This window comes from Peribacillus sp. S4 (assembly GCF_046715815.1).
Classification (GTDB): Bacteria; Bacillota; Bacilli; order Bacillales; family DSM-1321; genus Peribacillus; species Peribacillus frigoritolerans.
This window is the reverse complement of the sequence record NZ_CP175708.1, coordinates 5,328,315-5,344,609: the sequence shown is the minus strand read 5'-3', so window position 1 is coordinate 5,344,609 and position 16,295 is coordinate 5,328,315. Positions and strand designations below refer to the sequence as shown.

At 40.7% G+C, this 16,295-nt stretch carries 12 protein-coding genes; 5 read left to right on the top strand and 7 right to left on the bottom strand.

From position 1 onward, the window contains the following. Positions 1-34 precede the first annotated feature (34 nt). Positions 35-2,041: a penicillin-binding transpeptidase domain-containing protein gene (locus ACJ9PY_RS25680; RefSeq protein ID WP_411739270.1), complete on the top strand. Its 2,007-nt coding sequence runs from the start codon at positions 35-37 to the stop codon at positions 2,039-2,041. A 322-nt stretch (positions 2,042-2,363) separates the two neighbouring features. After that, positions 2,364-4,433 (top strand): SpoIID/LytB domain-containing protein, encoded by a 2,070-nt coding sequence (locus ACJ9PY_RS25675; protein ID WP_411739269.1) that lies wholly within the window; start codon positions 2,364-2,366, stop codon positions 4,431-4,433. Between the two features lie 51 nt (positions 4,434-4,484). Here the strand turns inward: ACJ9PY_RS25675 and ACJ9PY_RS25670 are convergent, their stop codons facing one another. The 3 genes from ACJ9PY_RS25670 to ACJ9PY_RS25660 all read right to left on the bottom strand — a co-directional run bounded on the left by ACJ9PY_RS25670 (position 4,485) and on the right by ACJ9PY_RS25660 (position 6,457). Next, positions 4,485-4,631: a hypothetical protein gene (locus tag ACJ9PY_RS25670; protein WP_411739268.1), complete on the bottom strand. Its 147-nt coding sequence runs from the start codon at positions 4,629-4,631 to the stop codon at positions 4,485-4,487. 59 nt (positions 4,632-4,690) lie between these two features. After that, positions 4,691-4,879: a hypothetical protein gene (locus ACJ9PY_RS25665; protein WP_411739267.1), complete on the bottom strand. Its 189-nt coding sequence runs from the start codon at positions 4,877-4,879 to the stop codon at positions 4,691-4,693. Positions 4,880-5,032: 153 nt separating this feature from the next. After that, positions 5,033-6,457 carry an alkaline phosphatase gene (locus ACJ9PY_RS25660; protein ID WP_411739266.1) on the bottom strand — a complete coding sequence of 475 codons (1,425 nt, stop codon included), beginning with the start codon at positions 6,455-6,457 and terminating at the stop codon, positions 5,033-5,035. Between the two features lie 247 nt (positions 6,458-6,704). Here ACJ9PY_RS25660 and secA point away from each other — a divergent pair, with 247 nt between their 5' ends. The 3 genes from secA (at position 6,705) to ACJ9PY_RS25645 (ending at position 11,572) form a co-directional block, all read left to right on the top strand. Beyond that, positions 6,705-9,083, top strand: a complete 2,379-nt coding sequence (gene secA, locus ACJ9PY_RS25655) for a preprotein translocase subunit SecA (RefSeq protein WP_411739265.1) — start codon at positions 6,705-6,707, stop codon at positions 9,081-9,083. After that, positions 9,080-9,541, top strand: coding sequence for an SLAP domain-containing protein (locus tag ACJ9PY_RS25650; protein ID WP_411739264.1), 462 nt, complete (start codon positions 9,080-9,082; stop codon positions 9,539-9,541). The genes secA and ACJ9PY_RS25650 overlap by 4 nt, the downstream gene beginning before the upstream one ends. Before the next feature lie 243 nt (positions 9,542-9,784). Further along, the gene (locus tag ACJ9PY_RS25645) at positions 9,785-11,572 is read left to right on the top strand and encodes an LTA synthase family protein (protein WP_411739263.1); all 1,788 of its coding nucleotides are present in this window, start codon (positions 9,785-9,787) and stop codon (positions 11,570-11,572) included. Positions 11,573-11,592: 20 nt separating this feature from the next. Here the strand turns inward: ACJ9PY_RS25645 and ACJ9PY_RS25640 are convergent, their stop codons facing one another. The 4 genes from ACJ9PY_RS25640 to tagD form a co-directional block, all read right to left on the bottom strand. Further along, positions 11,593-12,519, bottom strand: a complete 927-nt coding sequence (locus ACJ9PY_RS25640) for an LCP family protein (RefSeq protein WP_063574675.1) — start codon at positions 12,517-12,519, stop codon at positions 11,593-11,595. Positions 12,520-12,782: 263 nt separating this feature from the next. After that, on the bottom strand, positions 12,783-13,823 hold the full coding sequence (locus ACJ9PY_RS25635) for a LysM peptidoglycan-binding domain-containing protein (RefSeq protein ID WP_063574676.1): 1,041 nt from the start codon (positions 13,821-13,823) through the stop codon (positions 12,783-12,785). Between the two features lie 293 nt (positions 13,824-14,116). Next, on the bottom strand, positions 14,117-15,280 hold the full coding sequence (locus ACJ9PY_RS25630; RefSeq protein WP_283929648.1) for a CDP-glycerol glycerophosphotransferase family protein: 1,164 nt from the start codon (positions 15,278-15,280) through the stop codon (positions 14,117-14,119). Further along, positions 15,273-15,671, bottom strand: coding sequence for a glycerol-3-phosphate cytidylyltransferase (tagD, locus tag ACJ9PY_RS25625; protein ID WP_034315711.1), 399 nt, complete (start codon positions 15,669-15,671; stop codon positions 15,273-15,275). Before tagD ends, ACJ9PY_RS25630 begins: the two co-directional genes overlap by 8 nt. Between the last annotated feature and the right edge of the window lie 624 nt (positions 15,672-16,295).

Genomic DNA, 16,295 nt, shown 5'->3' with positions numbered 1-16,295 from the left:
GTATATCACTCTAACTATTCATTAGGAGGAAATCATGAAGAAACTAGCTTTAGTTTCCAGCTTATTGTTGATGAGCGTATTGTTCCTGGCCGGTTGCTCGGACGAGCCAAGTCCGGAAGAGCGCTTTGCGGCATACACGAAGCTTTGGAATAAACAAGATTTTACGAAGATGTACGAGTATCTGTCACCTGAGACAAGGAAAGAAATCAGTGCGGATGAATTTGAGAAGCGTTATGAAAAAATCTATACGGGCATTGAAGCCGACCATTTAAAGGTGGACTATAAACAGCCAAAAGAAGAAAAAAATCATAAAGATGGAGAAAAGGTAAGCCTTGCATATACCGTTGATATGTCCACTATGGCGGGCGCAGTCAGCTCTGACCATAAAGCGACACTTGTCAAGGAAGGGGAAGGCGAGGAAGAAAATTGGTACATCGAGTGGGATGAGAGCTACATATTCCCTCAATTGGAAGCTGGTGAGAAGGTATCGGTTGAATCGTATCCAGCCATTCGCGGGGAAATTGTCGATCGAAATGAACGCGGCCTCGCCATGAATGGAACGGTGGCAGAAGTGGGAATCGTGCCAGAGAAAATGGCCAACGAATCCGAAACAGTTAAAAAGGTCGCTGGGATCCTCAACATGTCCACTGACGAATTGAATCAGAAATTAAAACAAACATGGGTAAAGCCAAGCTATTTCGTACCCATCAAGAAAATGTCAAATGATAATAGCGCAACTTTGGAAAAGCTATTGAGCATTGCCGGGGTATCTGTCAATAATACGGAAGAGCGCATATATCCGTATAAAGAGGCCACTGCCCATCTAATCGGATATGTCGGTGAGGCATCGGCCGAGGACCTGGAGAAATTGAAAGGAAAAGGATATACCGCAAGTGATGTTATTGGCAAGCGAGGTCTTGAGGAAGTGTTGGAGGCGAGGCTTAAAGGCAAACCTGGCGGTAAAATCTTCATTAAAACCGAAGATGGCGAAGAAAAGGTGATTGCTGAAAAGCCTGCTGAAGAGGGAGAAACAATTACATTGACCATCGACGCCGAGCTTCAAAAGGATATCTTCAAGCAATATAAGAACGAAACTGGATCGGCATCGGCAATTGATCCGAAGACAGGCGAAACGCTTGCACTTGTTTCAAGTCCGTCATTCGATCCTAATAAATATATTTTCGGAATAACGAAAGCAGAACAAAAAGCGCTTGAAGAAGACCCGAAAAAACCACTTCTGAACCGCTTCAGTTCGACGTTTGCACCTGGTTCAACCATTAAGGCCCTCACTGCGGCGATCGCCTTGAAAAATGGTGTGGATCCGAAAGAGTCGATCAATATCCAAGGGAAAACGTGGGCCAAATCGACATGGAAAGATCATTCCATTACAAGGGTTTCGGACCCTGGAGTTCCAATCGATATGGAAAAGGCATTAATTTATTCAGACAACATTTACTTTGCCCAAAAAGCTCTCGGGCTTGGAAAGGAAAAATTCACGAATGGACTCAAGGCTTTCGGATTTGATGAGTCTTTGAATTATGATTATCCGATCAAAGCATCGAGCATTGGCAAGATCGACAGTGAGGGAAGATTGGCAGATGCCGGATATGGTCAAGCGCAAGTTCAAATGAGCACGCTCCACCTCGCCATGACCTATTCAGCATTCTTGAATGAAGGAAACATTCCTGCACCTTTCTTAATAACTGGAGATAAAATAGAAAAGAAAATATGGAAAGAAAATGCGATATCAGCAGACCAAGCAAATCAGGTCACCAAGATGTTGACACAAGTAGTGGAGCATCCTAAGGGAAGCGGACATGGAATAGCTGATCTAGGCATCAAAATCGCTGCCAAAACGGGAACTGCTGAAATCAAGGCATCCAAAAACGCAGACGGAACAGAAAACGGCTGGTTTGTTGCCATGGACACAGAAGACCCGGAACTTCTCATGGCATGGATGATGGAAGATGTAAAAGGACGAGGCGGCAGCCATGTCGTTGTCGACCAAATGAAACCGGTGTTGAAGAAGTATTTAAAGTAAAGAAAAAAGTCACCCATCAGAACTGGGCAAGCATTTAACATTAAAAAGCAGGACATTGGCTTCTTCCATGTCCTGCTTTATTTTGGTTGTGGATTCTAATTTGTGGCGGCAATGAAGCTGGATTTGAAGGAGAATGGGTCGTGCATACAGAATGTAAAAAAGGAGTTCAATAACTTGCTAGTATACTAGGGACGTCCTGAAACCATGATGTTTACAGAGTGACATCATCCAGGCCGTTATGTTACCACATGCCGATGGATTGAATGGGATTAATTCAAAAATCCTTGAAAGATGAATAGAATGGGAATGAGGATGAAAAGGAATGAAAAGATTAAAGTATTTGTTTATCGCTTTCTTTATCACTTTTTTTGCATTTCCTTCTCATGAAGCGACGGCAGCAGAAGAAAATTCAACGATGGAAGTGAAACTGAAGAATTATTTGGGCAATAGAAACAGTGCCGAAATAACGGCAACCGGGGACTACCGAACATCAAGGGGAGAGATATTCATAAAGGCGGGGGAAAATCTGACTTTGAAAGTAGAGTCGGCTAAACTTGCCGTATACAAAGGATCTAAGAAAAAGGGATCTTATGCTTCTTTTAAGGTAATACCAGTTAAACCTGATTCTTCATTATCCATAAACGGCCGTCCGTACCAAGGCTCATTTTCATTTACAGCGGAGGACGGTTACATCCGGCCGATCAATACTGTTTATATGGAAGATTACCTAAAGGGCGTCGTCCCGCTGGAGATGCCTGCACTATGGCACTCCGAAGCCTTAAAAGCACAGGCGATTGCCGCCCGGACCTATGCACTTCGCCATCAATCCACAATAATTGATGATACGGTTTCTTACCAAGTATATGGCGGGGCTGCCGGTCACTATCGAACTAATTCAGCCATTGAGCAGACGAAGGGCATGATAATCAAGCATGATGGCGAAATAATCGAAGCGTTCTTTTCCTCAAGCAATGGAGGAATGACCGAATCGAATTCAAATGTTTGGTCAAGTGGCAACCCCCTTGCATATTTATCTATAAAAGAAGATTTCTATGATCCGAAAACCAGTTGGGAGATAACGCTGGACAAGCAGCAAATCGACCTTTCAAAAATGGACTTAGCTAAACCGGAAGAATGGTGGACAAGTGTAGAGGAAAAAGATAAAACGGTTGTGCCGAAGCTTAAGGCTTGGCTGAAGAATAATGGATATGCGCAGAAAGATATTAAAATAACGGAGATTCCCTTGTTAACATTTTCAGATGAGAAAACGGGAGGCCGTGTAACGAAAGGCTCCATCCAATTGAATTTCTATGTAAGGGACCTCGTTGATGACCGGGGAAAGCTTCTGCCGCAAACGGTTAGGCTTACTAATGTATCAGCTTCCAAAATCAGGGGCATGGTGGGGCAAGAGGTGATGAAAAGCTATCTGGTTGACCATTCATCCTCCGATCACTCCAAAATTTCTATTAAAGGATCAGGATATGGGCATGGTGTCGGGCTAAGTCAGTTTGGGGCGAAAAACAGAGCGGAAGCAGGACAATCCTATCTAGATATTTTGGGATTTTATTATCCTGACACAACTATAGAAAGGGAATATGGACCAGGCGCTGGATTTAAAACGGATCTTGTCGCCAAGGCAGAACCGAATTCAGTAAGCATGAAAGCGCAAACGGATCATGTCAATGATGAGGTTGGAATCACATACTCCCTAAAAGAAAATACTGTGGTTACACTTACGATTAAAGATGGTAAAGGGAAATCTATAGCTACCCCAGTTCGTGACCAAACAATGAAAAAGGGTACCCATTCAGCAATCTGGAACACAAAAGCGGTGAGTAACGGTACATATAAAGCAGAAATATCAGCAATGGACCGCAACGGGAATGAAGGTTTGGCAACAATGCCGATTAAGATCAGTAAAGATACGTCGGCACCGAAAATCACCGAAGTCAAAACATCGGGTGACTATAGTACCGAGCAAGCGAACATAACATATATAATTAATGAAAACGCTAATGTAACAGTGGAAATCAAGAACAGTAAAGGTAAGGTTGTCGGTATCCTTTCTGAAAGGCCGTTCAGTAAAGGCAGGCAATCCGCAACATGGGATTTCAAAAATATGTCCAGCGGCATATTTACGGTGACAATCTCAGCTAAGGATAAGAGTGACAATCAGAAAACCATTTCAACGAAAATCTCGATCAGGAAGACGACGGGAATAGTGACAGCAAGCGAATTATATATTAAAGAAAATAGAAATGCATCTTCTGAAACGGTTGGGAATCTATACAGGGACCAATCTGTAACGATCTTGGCTCAACAAGATGAGTGGTACAAAGTGAAAAAGGGAAGCCAAATTGGGTATGTATTAAAAAAACATATAAAAAAATGAATGAGCAGGACGCCAATCATGGCGTCTTTTTTGCTCTATTTTATTATGGCATCATGACTCTTCATCAAACTCACGAGTATACGCACCAAATTCACGAGTAAAAGGCGGAAACTCACGAGTAAATGCTGCAAACTCACGAGTAAAAGGCGGAAACTCACGAGTAAATGCTGCAAACTCACGAGTAAAGCACAGATTCACGAGTATACGCACCAAATTCACGAGTAAAAGGCGGAAACTCACGAGTAAATGCTGCAAAATCACGAGTAAAGCACGGATTCACGAGTAAATGCACCAAATTCACGAGTAAAAGGCAGAAACTCACGAGTAAATGCTGCAAAATCACGAGTAAAAGGCGGAAACTCACGAGTAAATGCCCCAAACTCACGAGTAAAAGGCGTGAACTCACGAGTAAATGCTGCAAAATCACGAGTAAAGCACGGATTCACGAGTAAATGCACCAAATTCACGAGTAAAAGGCGGAAACTCACGAGTAAATGCATTAAACTCGTGAGTAATGCCCGCAAACTTCGCCTTAACTTGAGTTAACGGACGTTAATCAAAATGAAAATGAGAGAATCTTAAAAGAGGAATGAATGCATTCATTCCTCTTTTGTTTTATGCTGACCGGGTGTGAACGGAACGCCAGCGGCTTTTGTGATGATTTTTGAAATATCGGTATTTTCAATGACTCCATCAAAGGCTTCACTGCCTGGACCCGAGGCGAAAACGGGAATCATATTGGCTGTGTGTCCTCCTGTGGAACTGGCTGCTCGTATGCTTCGATCAGCTACGCCCGCCTTATGGTGCCTGGCGATGGTGCTACCGATTTCCCAATCGATTTGATGCTTTGGATAGACAAGCGTTTTATTCTTTCTCACGTTATCAATGAATTGATCGACTTCCTGATCCGTAAGAGATATATGTGCATACTTCTTGAATGTGGAAACGACACTTTCTGGATTGATTTCATTATTTTTATCGAATGTAAGCTGTTTGGACATATATTCGGATGAAACCCTGATTTTTTTCAATGCCTTGATATCCATTGTTTCAGAAGCGGAGGTCCCCATTGTTTCGTGGTCTGCAAGTACAACGATCAATGTATCATTTCGATTTTTTGCCCAATCTACAACCTCTTTCACGGTTTGGTCAAATTCGATGGTTTCTTTCCATATTCCAGTGATGTCGGCTGCATGCTCCATATGGTCAATACGCGCACCCTCGGCCATCAAGAAGAATCCCTTATCACCCTGGGATAAAATATTCAACGCTTTGGATGTCATTTCGGGGAGGGATGGCTCTTGGGAATGTAATACTTCTTTATCCAGTTTGAAATTCATATAGGTAGGGTGAAATAATCCTAAAAGTTTTGCCGGAGTATTAATGGAACTAAGTTCTTCTTTAGTCGTCGTAATCCCATAGCCAGCTTGTTTAAATTTGGCGATTAAATCCTCGCCATTCTGCTTATCCGCATTGAAATAGCTGGCACCACCGCCAAGAATGACATCGATCCGGTTATTAAAGAGCTGCCTCGCGATATTTGCGCCACCTGTCCAGCGGTTAGGCACACTTGCACCAAAGGCAGCGGGTGTGGCATCGACTACCATATTGGTTGAGATGATCCCGACTTTTTTGCCATTGTTCTGAAAGGCATCCAATACACTATCCACCTCGGAACCATTGGCATCGACACCGATTGATTCATTGTTGGTTTTTATACCAGTGGCAATCGCCGACCCTCCTGCTGCCGAGTCAGTGACGTAATTATTGGCGGAATAGGTGCGCATCAGGGCGACATGCTCCAGTTTTTCCAAATGTAGTACACCTGTCTTTCCATATTCCAATTGCCGGGCAATTTCTATTGCCCCTAGCCCCATGCCGTCGCCAATCAGCAATATGACATTCTTGGGGGTGTTTCTTGTTTCTGCTTGAATAGGGGAGCTCAGGCTAATAATGAAAATTATAAGAACGAATAATCCAAAGCGATGCGGCTGTACGAGTTTATATCTGGATGTCTTATTCATCTGAAATCCTCCATTGGGTGAAAGTCTTCCTATTATTTGTTTAAATCAATAAAAAAACCCCTCCCTGATATTCAGTATGGAGCTAATCTTTTTAGCATGGTTAGCGGCATCAAGTCGGTTTTTGTATAATTTGTCTTTCAAAAAAATAAAGAATTTCTATATAATTACAATAAAGTTTATAAACAGTAAATACATAACTGATATAATTTCACTAAAGGTCAATTGAATTAATAGGAGAGAAAACCCTATGCTATCCAGTATGAAAAAGTTCTTCAAAGAAGGTTCTAAAGACTTGAAGAGAATTTATAAGTTGGTAGAAGAAGTGAATCGGCTAGAGGGTAAATATGAAAAATATTCAGATCTGGAATTAAGCGGAATGAAGGATAGATTTAAAATCATTTTGGATGCTGGTGATAATGTTTTGGATATACAAGCCGAAGCTTTTGCGGTCGTGAGGGAGGCTTCCAAGCGAGTATTGAATCTTAGGCACCATGATGTTCAGCTTGCAGGCGGTTTTGTCCTGAGTGAAGGGGGCATTGCCCAAATGAATACGGGCGAGGGGAAGACGCTTGTCTCTACATTGCCTAGCTATTTACATGCACTGTTCGGTAATGGTGTCCATATAATAACGGCCAATGAATATTTGGCCAAACGTGATAAAGAGTTAATGGGACAAATTCATGAATTCCTAGGATTGACGATCGGTTTGAACATTTCCCAAATGGGACCTTCCGCGAAACGTGAAGCATATGCGGCAGATATCACGTATGGGACGGCAACAGAGTTCGGTTTTGATTATTTGCGTGATAATCTGGTTTATCGAAGGGAAGACAAGGTTCAAAGAGGACACCGATTTGCCATTGTCGATGAGGTTGACAGCATCTTGATTGATGAAGCGAGGACACCATTAATCATTGCGGGCAGGGCAAACGACGGAACCGAGCTTCACCAGATCACGGCGCAAATCATGAAGACATTTATAGAAAAGGATGATTACGAGATTTCCGTCGAGTCAAGGTCCGCCTTCTTCACGGATCAAGGTGCTTCCAAGATTGAAGAGGCCTTTGGCATCGACAATCTGTATGGAATGGAGCATCAAGAGTTATTACATAATGTTACACAGGCGCTGAAAGCGCGGGCAATCATGAAGTTGGATGTGGACTACATTGTCATCGATGGAAAGATTGCAATCATCGATAAATTCACAGGCAGGGTAATGGAGGGGCGAACCTTCAGTGACGGGCTGCATCAAGCCATTGAAGCAAAAGAGGGATTGGAGATTTCCGAAGAGAATGAAACACAGGCTATGATTTCCGTCCAAAATTATTTTCGATTATATCATTCAATGTCTGGGATGACAGGGAGTGCCATACCATCAAAGTCTGAATTCCAGGAAATATATCAGCTCCCCGTCATTGAAATTCCAACTAATGAGCCTATTATTCGAGTGGATGAGGTTGATTTGCTTTATAAAGATGAAACATGCAAAATCAACAAAATCATCACGGAAGTAAAACGGATCCATGATGAAGGCAGACCTATCCTGATCGGGACGACCTCCATTGAGCAATCTGAAAAAATTTCGGTTCAACTGGATAATCGGAAAATTAAACATCAAATCCTTAATGCGAAGACGGAAGAGGATGAAGCGGAGATCATTGCGAATGCCGGGCAAAAAAAACAAGTGATGCTGGCTACGAACATGGCTGGGAGAGGAACGGATATATTACTTGGGAATGATGTCAAGGAATTGGGCGGCCTTCATATTATCGGGACGGAGCGTCACGAAAGCCGTCGGATCGATATGCAGTTAAGAGGACGTTCCGGGCGGCAGGGTGATCCTGGTTCAACACAATTCATCATTTCTTTGGAAGATGATTTGTTTCATTACTATGATGAAGAAGAATTGGGACGTTATATCAAGAAAATCAAAACGGATGAAAATGGGTTGGTGCTGGGCCCTGCACCCGATAAATTCGTTAAAATGGTTCAGGATTCGGTAGAGCAGATGCATCAATCAAGCCGATATCACATATTGAAGTTGGAACATGCATTAAATGAGCAGAGTAAAATCATCTATGCAATGAGAGATCGGATTCTTGATATGGAGCCTGAACGGATGTCGGCCATTTTACTTGACTACATCGTAAAATACATTACTCGGCTCACAGTGAAATATGACCGTGAACATATAGCGGAGCCTGACTCCTCTGCCTTAATTGAAGAGCTAACCTTTGTTTTGCTGTCGTTAGGTTGGCAGGAAAGTGATTTGAAGGATATAGAAGGCCAAATTGAAGGAAGGGTATTGGAGGCTTTAGGTAAATGGGAATCGAGACTGGTGATCTTTCAAGACGATGCAGAATGGGGAAACCAGTTGCGCGCTTTCATGCTGCAGCACATCGATACAAATTGGATGAACCATTTAGATGAAATGAACAGTTTGAAGGAAGGCATTGGTTTAAGCGAATATGGTCAGCAGGACCCATATGCGTTGTTTGAAAAAGCAGCTCTCAGTCAATTCAACCTTCTATTAAGTAAAATTGAGGCGGAGATAAGCATCCGTTTTATGGAATATATGAAAAGCAATCAGCAAGATGCAGCTTCTTTCGAGGGGGAGGAACGATGAGTTTATTTGGAAAAAGGGATAATGCAGCTTCAGATGTACCTAATTTAGCAAATCATGATGACACCCTTCATACTGTCCTGATGTTTCACAAGGGGTGGGATATTTCCAAGCAAGAGGAATATGTATATAAATTCCACCATCAAAGGCTGCCTGCATTAAAACCGAACCAAATTTCTATATCCGGCATCAAGCTGACTAGGGTGGAAGATGATGTCATCATAGAGGCTTTTCTGCGAAGTTCAATAGAGAAAGCTGTCAGTTTTGATATCGTGGATTTACTGTTAGTTGATGGAGATGGAAAATTCCTCGCGAAAAAGACATTCGATCTCACAGAGCTTGGTGAGCTTCCAGCACTTTCATGCATGCCATGGCGTTTCTTGTTCGAGGAAGGGGATATGTTGGCGGAATCGATTCCTGATGAAGGTTGGAAGATTGCTTTTGAATGGAAGAGAAAGTAGAAAAACAACTGCATGAGTCTAGCGGCAATCGGCACTTTTTTGCCGGAGCGCCAAAGCAAAGCCCTCATCCTTTTAGTGATGAAGGTTTTTTGTTTATTAGGGAGGTAAGTAGCACCAAATATTTATGCCATTTTCTGTGTGCAATTTCTCATAAATGGTAACGCTAAGTAATATTTATAAGTAATCTTCCGCAATCTAGCCTAACCAAGGCTTGGAAATAATGAAGAGGAAAGTGGCAGGAGCATGAAGAATAACCGTAATCAACGCTTGAAGGAGAGGCTATTTGAGTTATTGTCATTCTCAATCGTGGCCATACTTTTCATTTATACGAATGATAGGATGGGTAACGATCTTTCTATTGGAATAATTACGATAATCATCGGTGCTGCCGGTTTTGTTGTTTACCTGAAGGAATGGATATCAAATGGAATCGTAAAGGGCATCATTTTTTCAGTTTTCCTTCTTTCGATCATGGTCTTTTTCCTTGGGGACATCTGGTTTTATCGTTATTATTCGACACCTATAACGTCCTATATGTGGATGCAAAAAAGCAATCTGAATGGGCTAGGTGAAAGTATAATCAGTATGATGGAAATCAAGGATGCAATCTTTCTTCTGGCAGGCATTCCAATTGCTGAATCTTTTGTGAAGAAAAAATACCCCCTCAAGCATATGGCACTTGTGCCGGCCGTAATATTCCTGATGATAGCAGGATTAAAACCGGTCAAGAATATCTTTATCGACAAAGTCGATATAACCCGGCGTTATGAGGCAAATACCTTCTTGCGAAACTGGGGTCCTATCGGTCATCACGCATTGGATGCGTATGCCTATTTTACTGACTCGGGAAGGGATGAAATGTCTTCGGAAGAAAAGAAGGCCGTTTCTGATTACTTCAATAAAAAGAAAAGAAAGGAAAATGCCCATTCAGGATCCTTGGAAGGGAAGAATCTCATTATCATCCAGGTGGAATCTTTACAGTCGTTTCCGCTCTTTCAAACCAGTGCTGGGCAGGAGGTCACGCCATTCATGAATGGACTGGCGAAAGGGGGATTGTATTTCCCGCATGTATATCCGCAGACGGTATTTGGAAATTCATCTGATGGAGAGCTTATCGTGAATACCGGACTATTTCCTTTAAAGCAAGGTGCGACCTTTTTTCGGTTCCCTTATAATGATTTTCCTGGTCTTGCCAAGGAATTAAAGAAGTCGGATTATCAAAGTTTTGCTTTCCACGGAGATGAAGAAGACTTTTGGAATAGGCAGCATGCATATCCCTCGCTAGGTTTTGATGACTATCTTTCCATAGAGGATATGAAGCAGGACGAGATGATTTCGATGGGCTTGGGAGACCGCAGTTTCTTTAATCAAAGCTATGATTTCTTAAAAGATAAACAAAACCCCTATTACGCTTTTTTCGTTACTTTGACCAGCCATGTACCTTTTTCACTGCCGAAGGAACAGATAACAATGAAGCATGAAGTTGGAAAAGAAAATAGTTACCTGACTAAATATTTCGAAGCCATTCATTATACAGATTCAGCAATCGGGGATTTCGTGAAGAAGTTGAAGGATGACGGGAAGTTGAAAGACAGCGTAATTGTCATTTACGGAGATCATGATGGGCTATTCTTAAAAGATAAACACGAGGTTGAAGCGTATTATGGTAGTAAAATTAGCAATGAAGAGTGGATTGAAAAATATATGCCCATTCCCGTGATCATTTATCAGGAGGAAATGGAAGGGAGAGCGATTGATAAGGTGGCGGGCCAAATTGATATTCTGCCCACTTTATATGATTTGTTCAATATAAAGAGTTCTTCATACTTTGGAGAGAGCATGCTGGATGGCGAAGAGGGTGATGCCTTGATATTAAAAGGGGATTATGGTTCTCAAATGAAAATAAATGGGGAAGGCAAGGTCGAAGGATTTTCACCAGAAGATCAAAAGGAGATTGATCTGAGTGATCAGGTGATACGCTCCGATTACTTTAAAAAAATTGAGAAAGAGGTAAAAAAAGAGGATGACTGATAAAAGTCATCCTCCTTACATTATAATCCCAAATGTGTTTTAACGCGATTTTGGGCTTCAAGCTTTGTATCTTCTGGAACGATGTTGTACCAAACGCCATTTACCCGTTGATTGTCACCTTCAAGTGTATATTGTTCAATATTTTTGAGGGATGATTTGTAGTTATTTTGAATGCTCAGCATTTCATTGAAACTTAAATTGGTTTCCACGTTTTTACCTAAAGCTTCGAATATATCGTCATAATTGGTAAGTGTTGATAGGCTTGCCCCTTTTTTCATGACAGCTTGGATAACTTGGCGTTGCCGCATTTGCCGTCCATAATCCCCGCGGGGATCTTCTTTACGGATTCGGGAATAAATCAAGGCCTCTTTACCATTTAAGTCGATTGTACCTTTGTTGAAGGTATATCCTTTATAGGCAAGGTCCATATCATTATCGACCGTGACACCGCCAACGGCATTCACGATATCCTGAAAGCCTTCCATATTCATTTTGACGTAATAGTCAATCGGAATATCCAAATAGGATTCCACTGTATTTATCGACATGGCGACTCCGCCATATGCATAGGCATGGTTCATTTTATCATTTATACCTTTACCGACGATTTCTGTACGCGTATCTCTCGGTAAACTCAATAACTCAATCGATTCTTTTTTAGGATTAACGGTCATGACAATCATCGTATCTGATCGACCTGAGTCATTTTTTCTTTCATCAACACCAAGAATTAGTAATGAAAATGGATCTTGGCTTTTGAACTTGATGTCCTCTACACGTTTATCCGTTTTATGGGCTGTGCCCTGCATAGTGCTGATCGCACCGGCTAATGATTGATATACTGAAGCGCCATAAACACCTGCGCCAATGATAAGGATAAGAAGGGTGAAGCCGATTATTTTAAACGTTTTACGTTTCTTTTTCTTTTTTTTATGTTCGGATCTCATTTAATATTCCTCCCTTAACCATCCCACAAAATGGAAGGTGTGAAAAAGTACCTAGTCGGTATTTCTAACTATACCTTTTTTTTGTCAAAAATAGAATAGTTTCTTTTTGTAGTTAGAGTGCATATTTACCTTTTTTCATTCAAAAAAACGAAGGATTCTGAATTCCTTCGTTTACACAGCGTTCATTTTTTCCAAAAGTTATACAAGTTATGAATCTTTTCATAAATTTGCCAGACTTTAAGAGAAAGTCTGGCAAGTAAATCTTATAAACTTCTATAACCGATGATTTTACTTTTGAAATAAGAGTTTGAAGTAGTACTGATCGTTACTCCCTTACTTGATGAGGCATGAATGAATTCCCCGCCGCCCAAGTAAATTCCCATATGGCTTATGACTGATTTATTGGAACCCGTTGCAAAGAAGATAAGATCGCCGCTTTTCGGTGAAGTAACTTTTTTGCCCATATCATAATAGGTGGATGATGAAAGCCTTGGAACATCATACCCAGCCTTCTTGAACGTATAGTAGATGAATCCGCTGCAATCGAATCCTGATGGGGAGGAACCCGCCCACGAATAAGGTGTGCCAATCAATTTCTTTGCTTCGGAAACGAGCTTGGCCACTTTGTTTCCTGAACTTGGGGCTTCCACTTTTCCACCATCGTTTTTATCTGCAGGGGCAGTGCTTGCCGAGGTACTTAATTTCAGTTTTTGTCCTACTCTGATTAAATCGGACTTTAGCGAGTTGATTGATTTAAGCTGGGCTACAGTCAAGTTTGTTTTTCTGGAAATCTTGGAAAGAGTATCACCTTTTACCACAATGTATGTAGACGAATTGGCTGGGGTCTGTGTACCACTGGATGGTTTGGAGCTGCCGGGTAAATCAATGGTAGTGGTGGTGGTTGATTTGGATACGATTAGTTTGGCGCCTGCATAAATTCTATCGGATTTTAAGTTATTCAGTTTCATCAATTCAGCAAGTGTGAGGTTATGCTTGTTTGCTATCCTGGTTAAGGTATCACCAGAAACAATGGTATATGTGGTTTTCTTTGTTGTTTTCACGGAAACTGAAGGAGCATTTGATGTTGTTTTGGAGTTGGGTGTAATTAATTTTTGATTGATTCTCAAAAAGTCTGATTTTAAGTTATTAAGCTGTTTTAAGTCTTTTACCGTCGTATTATGATTTTGGGCGATTTTACTTAGGTTATCACCGCTTTTGACTGTATATGTACCGGCAAGGGCAGGAGAAACAAAAGTCGAAGATAAAATGGCTAATGTCGAAAATGCGACAACACTTTTTTTCACGATTTTCCACCTCGAATATGTCTTTTTCCCTATTCTAACAAAATAAATGGGTTTAAACATATTACATTTTTGTTACAAGGGGAAAATAGTAGTATTTTACTGGTTTATATTGGTGGCGTTTGAGTATTGTAATCTACAATATTTTCTATATTGTGAGTCTTTTTTCATATTTCGGAGCGTGGTGTTTCCCTTTGTCAATTTATGAAAAAAATGTACCTTTTTGTAGGGCGTGCATTCCGCTCAGTGGTTATGGAAAAATAGAAAACCCACTTCGTTTTACGAAGTGGGTGGTTTTATTTATAAAGGAAATCAACTAAGTTCCTGCTTGAATTTCCCGTGGAGTATTCATTCCATTTTTGGTTAAAGGAAGCGATCTTCATTGATGAATGATCGGCGGTACGGATTTTCCTCAAGAGCTCTTCCGTGGTGGATACCACGGGTCCGGGCATGGAAGAAGAGTAATCCTCCCAGAATCCCCGTTCCTGCACATACTTTTCTAAGTCATATGCAAAGAATATCATGGGTCTTCCCAAAAAAGAGAATTCAAATGGAATCGATGAGTAATCGGTTATTAAAAGATCCGTACTGATCAGCAGTTGATTAACGTGAAAGTCACTATTGACAGGGTAAATGAATCCCGGGAATTTATCTTGTAAATCATGCTCTGCTTTTACTGCTGGATGCAGCTTTAGCAATAACGCATAATTTTCGCCCTTAAGTTCCTTGTAGAGCAATTCCAAATCAAGAGCAATCTCTCCGTTGTTCAAGCCGTCATTACGAAATGTAGGGGCATATAACATGATTTTCTTATGCTCAAGTTCTGGATACTTGGCCAGCAAAGCATTACGGGCAGTCCTTTTTGATTCATCATTAAAAAAGAAATCGGTCCGAGGGATCCCGGTCCTTAGGATATGGGATGCCGGCAGTTGGAAACTTTCTTGATAAATCTCGGCCATTCTCTCTGAACCTGCCGTAACATAATCGAATTTATCATATACCTCAAAAAATCTTTTCCTTGCACCGGCTGAACGGTTTTTAATGGAAGGATCTTTTGCTCCGAATTGCTTTACGGCACCGGCCGCATGCCACACTTGCACGCATGTCACTTGCTTTTTGAATGAAATGGCTGAAAGAAAGCCAAAATAATTATCGATGATAATCCATTTTGATGTAGCCAGATGATAAATCGATCGGATCATGGCACTGATATTTTTTGATTCAAACGGAAGGACGATGGTTTCCCCATCGTCCTTAACTTGTATAGAACTGCTTGATTTCATTAAAAATACCTTTTGAACGGAAATGTCCTGCTTGTCCATTTCATCTGCGATATATTGGCAGTTGTCCCCGAATGATGTGACAAAGGTCGTTTTGTCATATAAAGGGAAAAGTTTAAAGATAGAGAATAAAACTTTGAAACAAAAAAGATAAATCCCTATCGCGAATTCTTTAGCCATTAGTAACTTGTAGAAGGTCATCTTTAATTTGGGAAGTCGAAATGCCGATTGTCCTTGGAAGGTAGACCACTTCACAAACTTCGGATAATTCATCGAATTGGCCTTTCCAGTCATCACCCATTACAAAGATATCCACACCTTCGCGAACGATGTCTTCCTTCTTTTGTTCCCAATTGTCTTCAGGTATGACTTCATCCACATAACGAATTGATTCTAGGATCATTTTTCTGTTTTCAAAGCTGTGATAAGCTTTTTTATCTTTTAAAGCATTGAATTCATCCGTAGAAATGGCAACGATCAGATAATCCCCTAAATCTTTAGCACGTTTTAATAGATTGATATGACCCCAATGAAGCAAATCAAAGGTTCCGTAAGTGATTACTTTTTTCATTTTTATTCCTCCTTTAAGACTCTTGAACTGTTATTCAATCAAATTAATATATATTTGGTCTATTAGAATATGAAATGGAACAATAAAACAGGCAACCAGCTCTTTAATTCTGCTTGTTGTTTTCCTATATTTTTTAGGCAATGACATTCTCTAACTAATTATAACTTAATAGCTTTACAAATAAACCACAATTTTTTTACAAATAAACCACAATTTTTTACATTGATGATTCTTGTAAATATTATTTTTTAAGTTAAAATTAAATGTTGACTAATTTGTATGACTCTGAAGGGCATAATAAAGTGTCCATAATTAATGTAAGGATTTATACTTAATGGTATTTAAAAATAATTCCCCTCACATTAATGAATGAAAAAAGATTTCATCATTCTTGCTGCAATCAGAAAAGCCACTCACAATTTTACCACGTTTAGGAGAGAACAACTAGAGGAGCTTCATAAATCCTGTTTTCTAAAAGTGGAAGGTGAAAGACAGAGGATGGGTATCTATCGGCCATAAATCTATCGCTTAACTTTTATGGAACCATTTAATGAGGGGAAAATATAAACGGTTGACCTGTTTTGAAAGCGTTCACTTTGATAGTAAGAAGACTTCTTTGTAATT